Below are 16,534 nucleotides of genomic sequence, written 5' to 3' on the forward strand. Positions count from 1 at the left end.
TGACATCTTTTTATACTAGACTATAAGATTGAATTACACTTGTATCCGTATTTATGTTCTACATATACTTGATTGCTGCCATACCATGAATGCTAATACTGTCCTTTAAAGCAGTATTCCATTCGCTTTCTTTTCATCTATTTCTTAAATTCAATTTGCATCATTTTATTAAACTGTGTAAAAACATCCATCGCACCTAAAGAGTTAATATTGGCAGCTAATGTATGTTTGCCTCCCATTACTCCGCCAACAAAAGTTGTAAATCCAGGAATTGCCCCTCCGTGACCCCAAACTGAAACACCGTTTGGAAGTTTAGTCTCATAGATCCCAAGCCCATATCCATCACCAACACCTTTTCCTTCTATAGGAACTGTAGTAAGCATTTCTTTTAGCTCACGTTCTTTCAGTAACTTACCACCAAGTAAAAATGAAAAGAATTTATTTAGATCGTCCGCATTAGAAATCATATCTCCAGCTGAATTAGCTAAACTCGGATTATAATACGTCATGTCTTTCAATTCACTTGTTTCTTCTATTTTCATATACCCACGAGCATGATCCTTTCCTGGAATAACGGGTGAATTCCCTGGTAAAAACGTATTTGACAGATCCAAAGGTTCAATAATTCGCTTTTCAATTTCTTCCGCATAACTATTTCCAGTTATTTTTTCAATAAGCATTCCCAATATCACGTATCCTGTGTTTGAATACAGCCATCCCTTACCTGGTGAAAAATCTGGGGGTAGAGAAAGTCCCATTTTCACTATTTCTTCTGCTGTATACGTTTTTCTCGAATTCATTATGTCAGCGTCTTTTGACTTTAAGTATTCAGCTATACCACTCGTATGATTCAAAAGTTGACGTATCGTAATTTGATTGCCATCATACCCATTTCCTTGAATGAGACCGGGTAGCCACTTTTCAATTGGATCGTCAAGTTGCACGCGATTTTCTCCTACTAATTGAAGAACAGTCGTAGCGGTAAAAGTCTTCGTCACACTCCCAATCCGAAAACGATAATCCGATTTCATTGTTTTCTTTGTATTTAAATCCGCGACGCCAGCAGTATAACTACTAATCTTTCCATTGTTAGACGTCTTCGCTAATATTCCTGGGGTTCCAAGCTGAACTGTTTCCTGCATTACTTGTTTCCAACCATTTCGGTTCTTTTGATCATGTGATTGTGACGGACTAGATAAATTTTGAACAGACTCTGCTTTCACAGTAAAACCTGGTGTGAATAGAGTAGTACCCGCTAATAAAACTGCCAAACTTGCTAACTTAATTGAATTACATTTTTTCATAAGGCTCCCTCTCCTCTATTAATATCGGATTAATTCAAGTTATACTTTAATCCTATATGATAAAACTCTCTTTTTTCTTATCCATTCCTTACGAAATACTTACGTTCAAATTTTGATACGATAAACTGCGAAAGAGCTATGCATGAAAATAAAAAGGGCATATAAAATAAGGACAGCCACTTAACTGCCCTTATTTTCATTTCACCTCGTCTTTATTATTTTTAAGATGATTCATTAATTGCGTTCGTTTCAAAGGTACATATATGTTTGTTCCAGTAACATATCTTTTTCCCAATCGAATTATCTTATAAATTTAAGGAGTTCATATTAATATTAACAATAAAAAAAGAACGTGTTTTCAATTTATCAAAACACGTTCTCTTACATACTTAAAATCCTATATCAACTTTTTATTTCATTCACTTCTTTAAACTACTAATCTTTATTCAGTTTTACCATCCTGCACTAGCATTCATACCATTTCCAATAATAGTAAAAAACAGTGGCCACAATACTGGTCCTAACGTAAGAAGTAAACTTAGAAGTATAAGTAATCTATATACCCCGGGGAAATTTTGATCTTTACGATTTACAAATACTAAAATAACTAATAATATTATGGTCGTTAAAAATAAAAGTAGAATTAGCAGCCAATACCAAACCATTAAACTGAGACTCCATGGTGTTAATAGCTCGTGTATTATACCAAATATGATTCCTAATACTCCAAAACTAAAGGTAGTAACTGTTGATTTTATAAGCACTATATTTAATGTTTTTTCGTATGTATTTTTACAATATAAATCTATTAAAGTGTATAAAGATAAATATGCCATTAATACACCTATCCAAGACAATAACCAGTCTCCGCCTCCTCTAAATAACATGAACAGCAACCAACACATCCCTACTGCAGAAAAAGCAAAGGAAATAAGTATGCTTTTCAATACCGGTTTCATTATATTTTCACACCCTTAAAAATAAATTATAAGTTTTTACTAAACTCATGTAATTTTTTATTAACATGCTACCCGTTAATCGTTTAGCTCTAATGCATCCTTTTTTCATTCTATATTAATAAAACAAAGATACACTCATGAACAATTAAAGAAGCAATACTCTACAAAGAGTTCCATATAGCTTGTATATTCTTTTTCCATTGGTAGAGATATTAAAAAATTAAGTATACATTAACATGCAATTAAATATAAGTAAATAAAATTAATTTGCAGCTAATTTTATTTACTTATATAACTTTCATATTCAGATTAACTCAGCCATCATTTTATTTTCATATAGTACATTCTACTATTCACATCGCCCTTTTCCATCCCGCTCTATCCACCGCATAGTCTTCTTAACATCTAACTCCGTATACGTCTTTTCACCATAACGAACAGACTCATATATCGGAATAATATCTCTCGTTCGACATATTCGTTTTAACCATTGTTGTATCGTTTCATAAGACCTTCTCTGTTCATGAAATGGTAAACTTCTTTCCCATTCAACTAACGTTTTCCTTATCATATCTGTAGGTAACGGTTGCTCTAACTGATGAATGACTTTTTCATCCTTTACAGTTCTTACCGTATTCTCTTTTGTTACAGATTGTTTCTCCTGCTCTATTTCTGTTTTCGTCAACCTTTTCCTAATAGATTTGTAGAGAAAATATATACTTGCCACTGCGATAATCATATAAAACGCTATAGTAATCCATGAATTTGAAAGTACAGAAAATACGTCTCCCCATGACCTTTCTCGTTCGAAAGGTGGAAATTTCCTATCCGTTGTCGTTCTTATACCTATATCTCCTGTTTCTTCATCTATAAATCTTGCAGAATCATCATACGGTTCGTCTTTGCTTATAAAGTTATAATTCTTTTCCGATCTGGTCTCAGTCTCACTAAAAAAACGCTCTTTTACTATGTCTTGTACATGCACAATACCTTGTGATAACATGATCGCACTAATCGCAAAGAAAAGCATGATTAAAGCTTTTACACTCCAAAACTTCACCTTCATATGCCGCTTTTTATTCAACATGACATAAGCCCTTTCTTATTCTTTAATTACAATCCATTTATTCGTTCTACTATATTTCCTTGGAGAAGTACCAAGAATTAAAGGAACCGCATCCAATTCCTTACGACGAAATCCAGCTGTGTAAAAATAAGAAGATGATACAGGCGTATCTTGGTCCGATATTGAGGCAAGTACCTTTAATACATTTTGCAAATGTTTCCGATTATACCCGTTCTTTACATGTAACAATCCGTTACCTTTCACACTGTTAATCCATAACTCAAATGAACAATCTTGCATGAGCAGTTGTTTGCATATGCCTGCGGTTAATTCAATAAACTCTTCAATATCATTTCGTAAAGAAACGCCACTTTTATTTTGTAAATTGAGATAAATCGCGTATTTATCAGATTGTGTTCGTTCATATTTTTTCGCAGTTATCGTCCCTGTTTTTGCTGTTGCACCCCAATGGATAGAACGAAAATCTTCATTTTCATAAGACTTCACTCCCATTACTTTCATTTCATCATATAGCGGAGAAGACATTGCTTTTCGAAATCCGCGTGACCATTCTTGTAATTCAGGAACTTGTATTTTCGGAACGGCTGGTAAAACTAAATAGGACGGCGTATCAACTTGTTTATATGTTATATGTTTCGTTATGAATCCAAATGGATCAGTAATAACAATTTCAACTTCTTCCCATTTCGCGATACCTCTTTTTAATGCTACAGCTTGTAAATCAAATGAAACGGTCTCTCCACCTTTTATATTGAAATTCAAATAATAATTTGAACCTGTACTATGATTTTTGTTTAGTTCATCATGATTCCAAGTTAGCTTGTTTTCACATTTAAATCGAAATACGATATTGAAAATAGGAAATATCGCGTTGTTTGAAATTTTTATTTTGCACGTATTCGTTTCACCTATAAAAACGTTCGAATTACCTTGATTGTATTCCCATTGAACACGAGATACTTTACGTATGTATACATGCATAGTACCTATTAAAATTACATACAAAAATACGAGAGATAATATGAGTAGATTACTTGAAAATACACATAAAATAACGGCTACAACTGACATAACTCCTATTACGAAAGGCTCGGCTAAAGGTGTATACACAAGCTGTTGATTCATCGTAGATTCTCCACTGGCACACTAATCGTATGAAGAATTTCTTTCATGATTTGTTCTTTCGTCGTTTTCATCTCCCCTTCTATCGTTAACGTTAACCTATGAGCACAAACGGATGCAGCTAGTAGTTTTATATCATCTGGTGTACAGTAATCTCTTTCATTTAATATTGCTCGTGCTTGGATTGCCCGCATAAATGCCAATGTGCCTCGCGGGCTTACACCAATTTCAATCAGTTCATGCTTACGGGTTGCTTCAATAATTTCAAGAAGATAATCTTGCACATCATTCCCTACTAACACTTCCCTTGCAAGTTTTTGTATATTTATTATTTCTTCACTTGAAATAATAGAATGTAGCGTTTCTAATGGATCATTCGTTTGGAACCGATTCATCATTTCCTTTTCCGCTTCTCTCGTAGGGTAACCTTGGCGTATAGTAAGTAAAAATCGGTCTAATTGTGCATCAGGTAAAGGAAATGTACCAGCCGATTCAAGAGGGTTTTGCGTTGCAATTACTAAAAAAGGTTCTGGTAGTGAATGTGTCTGCTTCGCAATTGTAACAGTACGTTCTTCCATAACTTCAAGTAACGAAGATTGTGTTCTCGGTACAGCCCGATTAATTTCATCAACTAATACTATATTTGCAAAAATAGGCCCTAACCTCGTTTTAAATTCCGATTCCTTCACATCAAAATATTCGAGTCCAATAACATCTCCAGGCAAAGTATCAGCTGTAAATTGAATTCTTTGGAACTTAGCGTCCACACTTTTAGCCAAACTTTTCGCTAATGTTGTTTTCCCCGTCCCAGGTACATCTTCTAATAAAATATGTCCTCTTGCTATAAGAGCTATAGCTGCTAGTTCAATCGATTCATTTTTCCCTATAATGACCTTTGAAATATTGTTAGTGATTTTCTTTAATATGTTCATATATTTCACTACCACCTTTAAAATATTTTTAAAATTAAGAATATTTATTTTCCAAATTATAAAACATCACGTTAGAAGTAAATATATTCCTATCAAAATAAAAAAGATGACCTCAGCATACGCCAAAGTCATCTTCTATAACCATATTATTTTACTAACGTTCCATTATAAGCTTTTATATCAAGCGGAGCATTTAAAAACTGTGATGCTTTACTAACGAAAGATGTGAAGTGTTCACTCGTATTATGACTCGCAACTGCTGCTTCATCTTTCCATACTTCTACCATCGTATAAACACTTTCTTTTTCAGTATCTTTATATAAATCGTAAGATACATTTCCACTTTCTTCTCTTGAACCATGAAGTAATGGCTGAATTTCTTCTAAAAACGATTGTTGTTTTGCTGGATCTACTTGAAATATTGCGTGAATAATAATCATGGTGTTTCCCCTCTCATATCTCACTTATTTCTGTTTTTTTATAAAATTACTTCCACTGGGCAACTTTTTCAACTGGAAGACGTACTGATGGATAACCACTGTCAGCAGCTTTTCCGATTGAAATTAACATAACTGGTACGTGACGCTCTTTGTCTAATCCGAAAGCTTCTGCGATTTGGTCTTTTTCAAATCCACCAATTGGGCAAGTATCATAGCCGTGAGCACGTGCTGCTAACATAAATTGCATTGCTACAAGACCACCGTCAATTAATACAGTATCTTTCATTACTTCTGGTGTAACCATTGAGAAGTAACCTGAAAGTTTTTTCATTTGATCTTCTTTTACTTCTGCTGGCATAAGTCCGCGCTCAACTGCTGTACCGTAAATTTCTTCTGCATTATCAAAGTTATTTAAATCACCAAATACAGCGATCATTGCTGAAGATGTTTCTACTTGAGATTGATTAAATTTCGCAAGTGGCGCAAGTGTTGCTTTTGCTTCGTCACTTTCAATAACTAAGAATCTCCATGGTTGCATGTTTACTGAAGATGGTGCAAGTGTTGCTTCTGTAAGAATTTCAGTCATTTCTTCTTTGCTAATTTTCACTGAAGGATCGTACTTACGGATTGAACGGCGTCCTGTTAAAATTTCGTTAAAATCATTTGTTTTTACTGAGTTAGTCATAGTTGTATTCTCCCTTTTTTAAAGTTCTTTTATATTTTCTTGAATGCGGTCTAACATCGTTAAAAGATTGTCGCGTTCTTCTTCACTTAATCCTTTAAATGCTGAAGTAGCGAAACGCTCTTTTTCCTCTTGATACACTTGAATTTTATTTCGTCCCTCTTCTGTAAGAGACACTAACGTAATTCTGTTATCATCTGGATTTTTACGTCTTGTAATCATTCCGTTTGCTTCCAGCTGTTTTAAATGCCTCGTAATCGCGGCATTATCAATATTCACTTCTTGCTGAAGTGCTTTTTGACTAATTTCATCTACTTCAAATAACTGAAGTATAAGCTCTAATCGAGACTGACTCATACCTGTACACCCTTCAAACTTCGAACTTACTTCTTTATTTAGAAAGTGTAATTTATATAAAATAATCGCTTCTTTTGAGCATGAACTTGTCAAATTACCCCTCCTTTACATCCAAATCAAAAATGTTTGATGTATCAATAGTTGATATGTCAATTAATATAATCTATATCGATTTAGAATGCAAGCATTTTGTTTTCTTTTTATTTTTTCCAAATTAAGGCGCTTTGTAGCGTTACAAAAAATGTAAATTACATTATAATAGTAATAATTTAAATGACTGGAGAGTGATTGTAATGCGGCAATACACACATAGAAATGAGGAATTAAAAATGGAAAGTGAAATGAGGATATTTATATATGACAACAATAAATATAGGGATTGTCGCGCACGTAGACGCTGGCAAGACGAGTTTGACTGAGCGAATTCTTTTTGAAACGAATGTAATTAAAGAAATTGGCCGCGTTGATAGCGGAAGCACGCAAACTGACTCAATGGAATTAGAAAGACAGCGCGGAATTACGATTAAAGCATCGGTCGTTTCTTTCTTTATTGACAGTTTAAAAGTAAATGTCATTGATACACCTGGACACGCTGATTTTATCGCTGAGGTGGAGCGATCATTCCGCGTTTTAGACGGTGCGATTTTAGTTATCTCTGCCGTTGAAGGTGTGCAAGCACAAACGAAGATTTTAATGCGGACATTACAGAAATTAAACATACCTACTATATTATTTGTTAATAAAATAGACCGTAGTGGCGCAAATACTGAAAAAGTTGTGAAACAAATAAAAGAGCTTCTTTCAAATGAAGCATCCCCCTTCTACTCTGTAGAGAACGAAGGTACAAAGGACGCTCGGATTATTGAATATAAATCCTATGACGATTGTATGGAACTGTTAGCACCATTTAACGAATCATTGCTTGAGTCATATGTAAATAACGAAATAATATCAGATACGCCATTAAGAAAAGAACTAGAAAAACAAATACAACAAGCAAATGTGTTTCCTATCTTTTTTGGTTCAGCAATGACAGGTATAGGAGTAACTGAATTACTTAAAAATATTTCAGCCTTAATTCCAGCTACTAAATCGGCTCAAGATGAAACATTATCCGGTGTTGTATTTAAAATTGAACGTGAATCTTCTGGCGAAAAGATTGCTTACGTAAGACTATTTTCTGGTTGTTTACACGTTAGAAAATATGTTGATATTCAGCGCAGTGAGTCTCTATCACATAAAGAGAAGATTAAAAAAATGTGCATATTTCATAATGGAAATGCAGTTCAAGCCTCTACTGTTCATAGTGGAGAGTTTTGCAAAGTATCGGGACTTACGAATATCAAAATTGGTGATATTATCGGTAAGCGGACGGATTATATAAAGGATATTCACTTTGCCGAACCACAAATGGAAGCTGCTATTGAAGCAGTACCAAAAGAACGAATTCATGATTTATACGCTGCACTTATGGAACTATGCGAAGAAGATCCTCTCATTAAAGTTTGGAAAGACGATGTTCATAATGAACTATACATTCGCCTTTTCGGTGAAGTACAAAAAGAAGTTATCGAAACAACACTTTATGAAAAATACAATTTACAAGTTACCTTTTCAAACACGCGAGTTGTATGTATTGAAAAACCAATTGGCATAGGGAATAGCTTTGATGTAATGGGCGAAAAAGAGAATCCTTTTTACGCAACAATTGGGTTCAAAGTTGAACGTGGCGCGCTTAACTCTGGCATAACGTATAACTTAGGTGTTGAACTTGGATCACTGCCTTTAGCATTTCATAAAGCGATTGAAGATACAGTATTTCAAACGTTAAAACAAGGTTTATTTGGATGGGAAGTTACGGACATTATCGTCACATTAACACATACCGGCTATGCAAGCCCTGTTACAACAGCGAGTGACTTTAGAAATTTAACACCGCTCGTATTAATGGATGCTTTGAAACGGGCTGAAACATGTGTATATGAGCCATTAAACGAATTTGAATTAACTGTACCAGAGCACGCAATTAGTACCACAATGTATAAGCTCGCTGCCATACCAGCAACTTTTGTAGAGCCTATATTAAATAATGATTCTTACCAGTTAACAGGATCATTACCTGTTGCAAAAACAGAGAATTTTAAACGAATGCTCCATTCATTTGCTGAAGGAGAAGGAATCTTTACAACAAAGCCAGGTGGTTTTACAAAACTTACGGCTCCCTTCCCTACTCGAAAACGTGTTGACTTTAATCCGCTAAATCGGAAAGATTATTTGCTTCATGTGTTGAAGGCTTACTAAACAAAAGAGAGGTGCAATTTGCACCTCTTTTTGCATGTGTTGATAAATTAGTTTGTCCTAACAACTTCTTTAAGTTTTTCTATTACTTTCGCTATAGCTTCAATTGAATTCTCCGTTTCAAATTCCCCAACATTTAAAGAATGGTTTGCATTTTTAACAATCTCAATCTTTAAATTGGATTGCTCTAATCGCTCCATTTGACTTGCATTGTATTGATGATCTTTGTCTCCAATTACTAAAAGCCCGTCGTGATGACTATGTAAGATGGACTCAAAAATCAAATCAAACGTCAGTAAAGGTGTAAGTAGTATCATTTTTGATTGTGCAAATTCCTCTTTCTTCATTAAATCATTTGCAATCGGGATTGTTCCGAGTGATTTTCCTAAAAACATCGAATCGTTGTATTGTCCATTTCTTAGCACTTCATTAATAATAGGATTAATATCATCCATCATTACTTTCGTTACTTCTTCCATTGGTTTTTCCATTAACTGTCCATCATAGGAATAATGAATATGTACTACATCTATTTTATTTTCAAGCATAAGCATTGTTGCATAATAGAATAATGGTTTATCATAATTGTAACCGGAACCTGAAAACATAAAGCAAACCGTATTAGAACCTTTTTCGATATGTGTGTAACGAATGACTTTTTCGTCTATATGTATTTCCTTTTTAGTCCCCTTCACCGTTTTCCCCTCCAAACACGCTTACTTTTGTAAAACGATATGTTCTGTATGAACTGATACATCCTTTACTTTATCTTTTATAAACGCTGGCTGTAAGTTATACGCATCTAACTCTTCTACCGGCACCCACTTAAATATATATTTTCTACCTGCTTCTTCAAGAATATATTGATCCGCCCCATTTGCAGGTAATTCATGCAGCTCTACTTCATAATAAAAACTAATCTCATGGAACTTTCGCTCAGAAAGGGTGAAGAAATTTTCTACTGACCATATTAATCTCTTCACTTTAATAGGAACACCCACTTCTTCTGTAAGCTCTCGTTTTAATGCATCTTCACTATTTTCTAACATTTTCACTCGTCCGCCTGGTACGTACCAATACTCTTCACCTTCATCTTGAAGGATGAGTATTTTATTATCGTGTTTACAAATTGCTCCGACTCGGTAATTAAAACATGTTTCCTCTACTTTAAACGTAAGATCCACAACAAACCCCTCCAATGTATGATTACAAAACTATTATGTATGTGCTGTACAAATAAGATTACTAAATTTTTCTATTTCATTCAATAATTTTCGAACTTTCCGAAAACTACACTTACCTTTTTGTCATTACAGGTATTTATACATATGTTACAATCACAATGCATACTAGAAAAGCAATATGGGGGTACGAATGGAAACGTTATTAATCCAGCAAACTGAGAAATCAAATAAGTTTTGGAAAATCGTTGTGAAAGATAGAGACTACGTTGTGTTTTACGGAAAAATTGGCACAGCTGGTAGTGTGAAAGCGAAAGAGTTTGAAACAGAAGAAGAATGCATAAAAGAAGCTAACAAACTAATCGCTTCCAAACGAAAAAAAGGATATACCGACCCTATTCTAGGGGAAGATTACATAAAAGAAAAAACGATAACAGAAGAAGAATTTTGGGAACTACTCGCTCGTGCAAAATCGAAAGGCGAAGACCAAGAAGAACAAATAGAATGGCTCACTTCTCACCTTGCTAAACGTACAGTACATGAAATTGTAGCTTTTGACACACATATGCATCGTACTTTAAAAGCTTCCTATACGTCTCACTTATGGGCGGCTGCTTGTATAATTATGGGCGGTTGTTCGGATGATAGTTTTGATTACTTCCGCGGGTGGTTATTATATCAAGGAAAAGAAACATACGAAGTGTGTATTGAAGATCCAGAACGGTTAATTCCTGTATTAGAAAATTTGAGCGAGTATGATGTTCCAGAAATAGAAGAACTTACACTATATTTCGGACAAGAAGTATATATGGAGAAGACTGGGGATGAAGATGATACATACTTTACACTATACCATGTCTTATCAAATGAAGAATTTGAGGAAGTTGATATCGAGTTAGACTGGGATGAAGATGACGAAGTAGGTTTGAAAAAGATGTTTCCTAAGCTATGGGAAATGTACGGGGAAGAACCGATTGAGTGGTAGATGAATATTAGGACTCTGTTTAACCAATAGACAGAGTCCTTTTTTCATAAGATTCCTATTTAAGCTCTCTTTATTTCATACCACTTATCTAACAGCACCTTTTCTCTTTCAATTGAAATACCTGCCTTAAATTCCCTACCTTTCATTTCTCTCATCCACTCATACACGTCTTTAACAGTATCTTCTAACCTTCTAAAAGTAAGACCCTCTTTAACTGCGCTCTCTATATTAATAGAAAATCCACCTTTCCACGGCTTCGTTTCACCTTCTAATGCAAAAGTTTCGGGAAGCCATAATGGCATCTCTGTCCATGGCTGTACTTTATATTCATTTATAAATGATTCATCTACCCAAACGAATTCAGCATCACTATTCGTTACCTTTTTACACGTATTTAATAATTCTTCCATCGTCAATTCATAATTCGGACCCGTTACATTAAATGTACCCGTTTTATTGTTTTCTGCCATGTTTAGTCCAAAGCTTGCGACGTCTTTTATATCAACGAACTGCACTGGACGGTCTTTTCTTCCTGGAACTAACACTTTTCCTCCCTTTTCTACACGCCCAATCCAGTATGGAAGCCGATCTGTATAATCAAACATTCCTGAAAGAAGTCCTGCTCTTACATGTAAAACACGACCCGGCCAATAATTCTCTGCTTCTTTTTCACATAATACTTTAAGCGCACCGTAATACTCATAAGGAGATATTTCACCATTCTCTACAGCTTTTACCTTATCACTTGGTGGTTCAGGTAGTAATTTATAATCTTCTTTTATGTGATGCGGGATCCAATCTTTATATACGGAAAGGCTTGAGATGAATGTATAGTGCTTTATATTATCTTTAAGTACTTCTCCTACATTCCTAATGTGATGAGGAGAAAATCCACATGTATCTATGACCATATCCCATTTTCGATTTTCTAAACTTGAAACATCATCATCTCTATCACCGATTAGCTGCTCTACTTCAGGAAAAATCTCATTATTTGTTCCGCGATTAAATAATGTAACTTCATGCCCTCTTTTTAAAGCCTCTTCTACGAAAGCTCTTCCTAAAAAACGTGTACCACCTAGAATTAAAATCTTCATGTTTCTCCCCCATTCATGATTGAAAATCCTTTCTTTTTATTAAACGATTTTTTGCTCTGAAAAGTTACGGGTGGGATGTAGCTTTTTACTACAATTTTAATTCTATAAAATAAAAAGAAACCATTTTGAAAAGTTAATCATCATGGTTTCTTAAATAATAAATAATTATTAACTCTCATTCTTTAACTCCGCACAACTTCCCCATCAACTAACTCAATTATTCTATTACACTGATTCGCTACTTTCATATCATGCGTTACAATAATAATCGTTCTTCCTTCTTCATTTAGTTGTAATAGCAGATTCATAATTTCTTCTCCGGTTTTCCTATCTAAATTCCCAGTCGGTTCATCAGCCAAAATTATTTCTGGTTCGCCCACTAACGCTCTTGCGATAGCTACCCGCTGTTGTTGTCCGCCTGATAGCTCGTCCGGTGTTTTATACAAATGTTCTTTTAAACCTACTTTTTCTAAATAGAACTTCGCCTTATTTTCTCTTTCACGTTGCTTTAGCTTTCTATATGTGAGTGGTAGTGCTACATTATCTATGTACAGTATGTTCTTTTAACAATGCAAAATATTGAAATATAAATCCAATCATTTCATTTCTTGTTTTATGAACTTTATTTGCTCTAATTTCAGTTAATGTTTTTTCATTTAACGTATATTCACCCTCATTTGGCAAATCAATTAACCCTATAACATTTAATAGCGTACTTTTCCCCGATCCTGATCGACCCATTATCGCTATAATTTCGCCCTTATTTATCGTTAAGTTTATACCGTTTAACGCGAACGTATTATGGTTTTTGTTACTATACACCTTCTTAATGTCTTTCAATTCAATTAAACTCATTATTCCATCCCACCTATTAATGTTTTCGGTTCAAGCTTTCTAATAAATAAGAAGACAATTACATTTGAGACAATGATGATCAATAATAAGAATAGAAATACTAAAAATAATATAGGCATATCCAATTTAAAGTCTAATACCGTTGCTGTTTTTAAATCCTTCGACATTTGCAATAGAGCCCCATATCTCCATGAAAAGTAAACTAGTGACATTCCTAAGCCAACTATTGCTACAATAATGTTTTCTAAAACAATTTGAATAAACATTCCAAATTTACTTTCGCCAAAAACTAATTTTATACCAAATTCCCTCTTTCTCATCATGATAGAAATAATAGTCGTTACTACAATTCCGACGATTGAGAATAAAATAAATAAGATTCCGACTATAAGTTGAGGTATTTCAGAATAGCTATCAAGAGTAACCCCTTCATTTATTTCTTCACCTAAACTTTTTAAATAAAACGTACCATCGTTTCCTTTAAGTTGAATTGATTCTTCTAGTTTCTTTATATCTGCACCTTTTTGTAAATATAAAACTGTACTTTGATGTAGTCTTAAAAACATCGCTTCATATTTTTCATATCTATTAGATGACATAGGCATTATCATTGCGTAATCCAACTTCAAATATGTGTTCGTCGTATTATTATTTACGATAAATTTATTTTCTGGCAAAAAGCCTGTAATTGTATATTGATTATTAATTGTATCCCCAACTTGAAAATATTTCTTAAAGTAAGAACCCATTAAAACCTTTGTTTTCTCTTCACTGTTTTTTTGAAAATCTTCATGTAAGAAGCCTTCTTCAAATTTCAAAGGTAAATGTAACAATTTGTAGTAATTTTCATCTACAAAAATTGTTTTAATAGTAGGTCTGTCATCGTGAAACGTTTTATGTTTCAAATCAGTAATCATACTGGTTTGAAGTGGTCTATTACTTGACTCTATTTCAATAACTCTCTGCTCGTATGTACCATACGAAATCACATCTTTATTTTGTTGAATCGTTTTATAAACTTCTTGAATTTGTTCTTTATTAAATTTTTTGCTTTGTAACCTATCTGCCGTCGTTTCAAAATTAATTAAATATGTTTTATCCACATTTAATACTGAGCTGGATTTATCGTTTAGATGGTGTAAGTTATAAAATACATTAATTGAACTCGTTATAGTTGCTAATCCAAATGTAATCTGTATTAGAAGAAGTACCGAAAATAGAAATCTCTTTTTTAATGCTAGGAACGCACTTTTTATTCTCATCATTTTTACTCCTTTAATGCTTTAGCAGGTTCACTTTTAAGCACATATACAATTGGTATTACAGAGAGGATAAAAGCTATAGTAAGTGAAAGAAATACACACATTACAATATGAGTAGACTGTAAACTAATGCTATAACTTGTAAACTCTAAAATATTTTCACTCAAAGTTTTAAAAATCCATTGTATGCATATTGCACAGGCTGATGCAGTAATTGCACATAAAAATAATTGACTAAATATAAAAATAAAAAGATTTACATTACTTGCTCCCAAAGCCTTCCTTAACGACAGGCTCTTTTTCTTCGTATAAATCCAAAAATAACTTACAATTATACTGGTAATTAAAGCTATACAAAAAATTCTATATGGAAAACTGAGTAACTCTTCTACGGCTTCACTAGAGTTTTTTTCCTTCTCATAGTTCTCTTTTTCACTAATCACTTTGGCATTTATATCTTTATTGTTCTGTTTCATATGCTGTATGAAAGTTTCTATCTCTTCTTTAGGGTTTTCGTTAGAACGAACGATCATTTGGAATGTCTTTTCATTTTGTATCTTTTGTTTCACTTCATCTGGCATGTCATGTAAAGAGACATAAATTTTCATATTATACTCATATTCGGTATTTACTCCTGCTACGCCTTTAACTGTATATTCCTTATTAAATAGTTTTATTGTTTCCGTATTTTTATAAATTTTCTTCCCCACTATTACACTATTTTCTTCATGTTGTTCCATCTGAGAACCTTTTAGCAATGGTGGAGACCAATTTTTATTAAGGAGACCATTCATTGTTATCCGCCCGATATCTGGAATAGTAATACGAATATCATTTGTAATAACGCTAGCATTTTTAAAATCAGATTCTACTAACGTCTGAAATTGTTTGAAATTGAATTCCCCCATATTAGTAAGTTGAACGGAATAGTAATAATTAAAATAACCATTTTTACTATCATAAAATCTCTCATCATAATAATCTTTCGTCGACATTGCGATAAGTATCGGCCATATTGTCAATACAAACGCAATAAATAACATAATGAATATCGCTTTGTTCACCACTATTTCTTTTAATACTAGATTCATATATCCTCCTTATTTTAAAAACCGTGAAAAAAGTATATATCCTTTTTCACGGTTTTTGTTGATTTTTATTTAATTACCATTTCCTTATAGGCGAACGCACTATCATCCTCTACGACTGACCATTCATGAGTCGAATAACCACCATTCACTTTCCCTTTGGATGAAACTTCAACATCTATACGATCTGTAATTCGTGCATCATCCACTTCTTCTTTTCTAAAAGAGCCATCACTAAATTTAGCTGTTACAATCATTTTGTACATAAGAGGTTCATTTGATTTTGCAGTGTAGGCAGTTGCCTTAGCTTTCGAACCGGATCCTGACCACCTTGCACTATTATCCCAACTAATCGAAGCAAATGAAACTGAAGAAACCATACCTAATAAAGAAGCAGTTAGTCCTGTAACAGCTAAAGTTTTTTGAAGTAAGCTTTTCATATCTCCTTAATTTCCCTTTTTAAAATATTCACTTAAATATTTAAGTATTTTTAGGCCTTGTCCTCATTATACATAAAGAAAATAATGAAATATCGAAAAATCCCAATATTTACATTCATTCACACAGAACTTACATTCCCGCGAACTTTCCGTCATTAAACAAAAAGTTAGTATTAAATTCCAAAACCCATCCCCCGGCATTTGGAATAACCTCAGAAGCAATCATCCTCACAGTTCTTTCTCTGGTACGCAGCAAATCACATTCCCACCATCGCTCATTTCACAATATGAATAAACACCCTCTTCTTCTCGTAACCAACATAAGTAAATAAGTAACAATGTTGATTTTGGATCATTTCTGTCGATTCTTTTATCCATGATTTTGATAGAATTTCTTTTCCTTCACTCATCGTATTGGGAAGTTCCCCTTACACTGTTTACGATA

At 33.6% G+C, this 16,534-nt stretch carries 16 protein-coding genes and 2 pseudogenes; 2 read left to right on the forward strand and 16 right to left on the reverse strand.

Annotated elements, in window-relative coordinates:
• Nucleotides 1-137: 137 nt before the first annotated feature.
• The 8 genes from ABH957_RS03810 to ABH957_RS03845 form a co-directional block, all read right to left on the reverse strand.
• Nucleotides 138-1,304, reverse strand: coding sequence for a serine hydrolase domain-containing protein (locus tag ABH957_RS03810; protein WP_404447235.1), 1,167 nt, complete (start codon nt 1,302-1,304; stop codon nt 138-140).
• A gap of 452 nt (nt 1,305-1,756) precedes the next feature.
• On the reverse strand, nt 1,757-2,263 hold the full coding sequence (locus ABH957_RS03815; RefSeq protein WP_404447238.1) for a DUF3902 family protein: 507 nt from the start codon (nt 2,261-2,263) through the stop codon (nt 1,757-1,759).
• 349 nt (nt 2,264-2,612) lie between these two features.
• Nucleotides 2,613-3,350 carry a signal peptidase II gene (locus ABH957_RS03820; RefSeq protein WP_404490873.1) on the reverse strand — a complete coding sequence of 246 codons (738 nt, stop codon included), beginning with the start codon at nt 3,348-3,350 and terminating at the stop codon, nt 2,613-2,615.
• Nucleotides 3,351-3,365: 15 nt separating this feature from the next.
• Nucleotides 3,366-4,475: a DUF58 domain-containing protein gene (locus tag ABH957_RS03825; protein WP_404510662.1), complete on the reverse strand. Its 1,110-nt coding sequence runs from the start codon at nt 4,473-4,475 to the stop codon at nt 3,366-3,368.
• The gene (locus tag ABH957_RS03830) at nt 4,472-5,428 is read right to left on the reverse strand and encodes an AAA family ATPase (RefSeq protein ID WP_265324634.1); all 957 of its coding nucleotides are present in this window, start codon (nt 5,426-5,428) and stop codon (nt 4,472-4,474) included. Before ABH957_RS03830 ends, ABH957_RS03825 begins: the two co-directional genes overlap by 4 nt.
• A 122-nt stretch (nt 5,429-5,550) precedes the next feature.
• A complete protein-coding gene (locus tag ABH957_RS03835) occupies nt 5,551-5,844 on the reverse strand; it encodes a putative quinol monooxygenase (RefSeq protein ID WP_002142306.1) in 294 nt (97 codons plus the stop codon).
• Nucleotides 5,845-5,890: 46 nt separating this feature from the next.
• Entirely contained in the window at nt 5,891-6,529 is a 639-nt protein-coding gene (locus ABH957_RS03840; RefSeq protein WP_404453306.1) for a nitroreductase family protein, read from the reverse strand.
• An 18-nt stretch (nt 6,530-6,547) separates the two neighbouring features.
• Nucleotides 6,548-6,976: a MarR family winged helix-turn-helix transcriptional regulator gene (locus ABH957_RS03845; RefSeq protein WP_000204160.1), complete on the reverse strand. Its 429-nt coding sequence runs from the start codon at nt 6,974-6,976 to the stop codon at nt 6,548-6,550.
• Between the two features lie 264 nt (nt 6,977-7,240).
• Here ABH957_RS03845 and ABH957_RS03850 point away from each other — a divergent pair, with 264 nt between their 5' ends.
• The gene (locus ABH957_RS03850) at nt 7,241-9,184 is read left to right on the forward strand and encodes a GTP-binding protein (protein ID WP_404453303.1); all 1,944 of its coding nucleotides are present in this window, start codon (nt 7,241-7,243) and stop codon (nt 9,182-9,184) included.
• A gap of 47 nt (nt 9,185-9,231) precedes the next feature.
• Here ABH957_RS03850 and ABH957_RS03855 read toward each other — a convergent pair whose 3' ends face one another.
• Complete coding sequence (locus ABH957_RS03855) at nt 9,232-9,876, reverse strand: alpha/beta hydrolase (protein WP_404447251.1); 645 nt, start codon at nt 9,874-9,876, stop codon at nt 9,232-9,234.
• Nucleotides 9,877-9,897: 21 nt separating this feature from the next.
• A complete protein-coding gene (locus ABH957_RS03860; RefSeq protein ID WP_404447254.1) occupies nt 9,898-10,365 on the reverse strand; it encodes an NUDIX hydrolase in 468 nt (155 codons plus the stop codon).
• 190 nt (nt 10,366-10,555) lie between these two features.
• Between ABH957_RS03860 and ABH957_RS03865 the strand changes: the two genes are divergently transcribed.
• The gene (locus ABH957_RS03865; RefSeq protein ID WP_404453300.1) at nt 10,556-11,347 is read left to right on the forward strand and encodes a DUF4240 domain-containing protein; all 792 of its coding nucleotides are present in this window, start codon (nt 10,556-10,558) and stop codon (nt 11,345-11,347) included.
• A gap of 59 nt (nt 11,348-11,406) precedes the next feature.
• On the opposite strand, the gene ABH957_RS03870 is transcribed toward ABH957_RS03865, so the two are convergent.
• From ABH957_RS03870 to ABH957_RS03895, 6 genes and pseudogenes are all read right to left on the reverse strand, one after another.
• Nucleotides 11,407-12,444, reverse strand: coding sequence for an SDR family oxidoreductase (locus tag ABH957_RS03870; RefSeq protein WP_404453297.1), 1,038 nt, complete (start codon nt 12,442-12,444; stop codon nt 11,407-11,409).
• Nucleotides 12,445-12,626: 182 nt separating this feature from the next.
• Nucleotides 12,627-13,299 (reverse strand): annotated as a pseudogene (locus ABH957_RS03875) (ABC transporter ATP-binding protein).
• A complete protein-coding gene (locus ABH957_RS03880; RefSeq protein WP_404447266.1) occupies nt 13,299-14,564 on the reverse strand; it encodes an ABC transporter permease in 1,266 nt (421 codons plus the stop codon). Before ABH957_RS03880 ends, ABH957_RS03875 begins: the two are co-directional and overlap by 1 nt.
• Nucleotides 14,565-14,566: 2 nt before the next feature.
• Nucleotides 14,567-15,652 carry an FtsX-like permease family protein gene (locus ABH957_RS03885; RefSeq protein ID WP_404453294.1) on the reverse strand — a complete coding sequence of 362 codons (1,086 nt, stop codon included), beginning with the start codon at nt 15,650-15,652 and terminating at the stop codon, nt 14,567-14,569.
• Between the two features lie 65 nt (nt 15,653-15,717).
• A complete protein-coding gene (locus ABH957_RS03890) occupies nt 15,718-16,089 on the reverse strand; it encodes a hypothetical protein (RefSeq protein ID WP_404447272.1) in 372 nt (123 codons plus the stop codon).
• 130 nt (nt 16,090-16,219) lie between these two features.
• Nucleotides 16,220-16,490: pseudogene (locus ABH957_RS03895) on the reverse strand (hypothetical protein); the annotation flags it as partial.
• Nucleotides 16,491-16,534: the final 44 nt, after the last annotated feature.

It is taken from the genome of Bacillus sp. RC242 (assembly GCF_044908245.1).
GTDB lineage: Bacteria > Bacillota > Bacilli > Bacillales > Bacillaceae_G > Bacillus_A > Bacillus_A mycoides.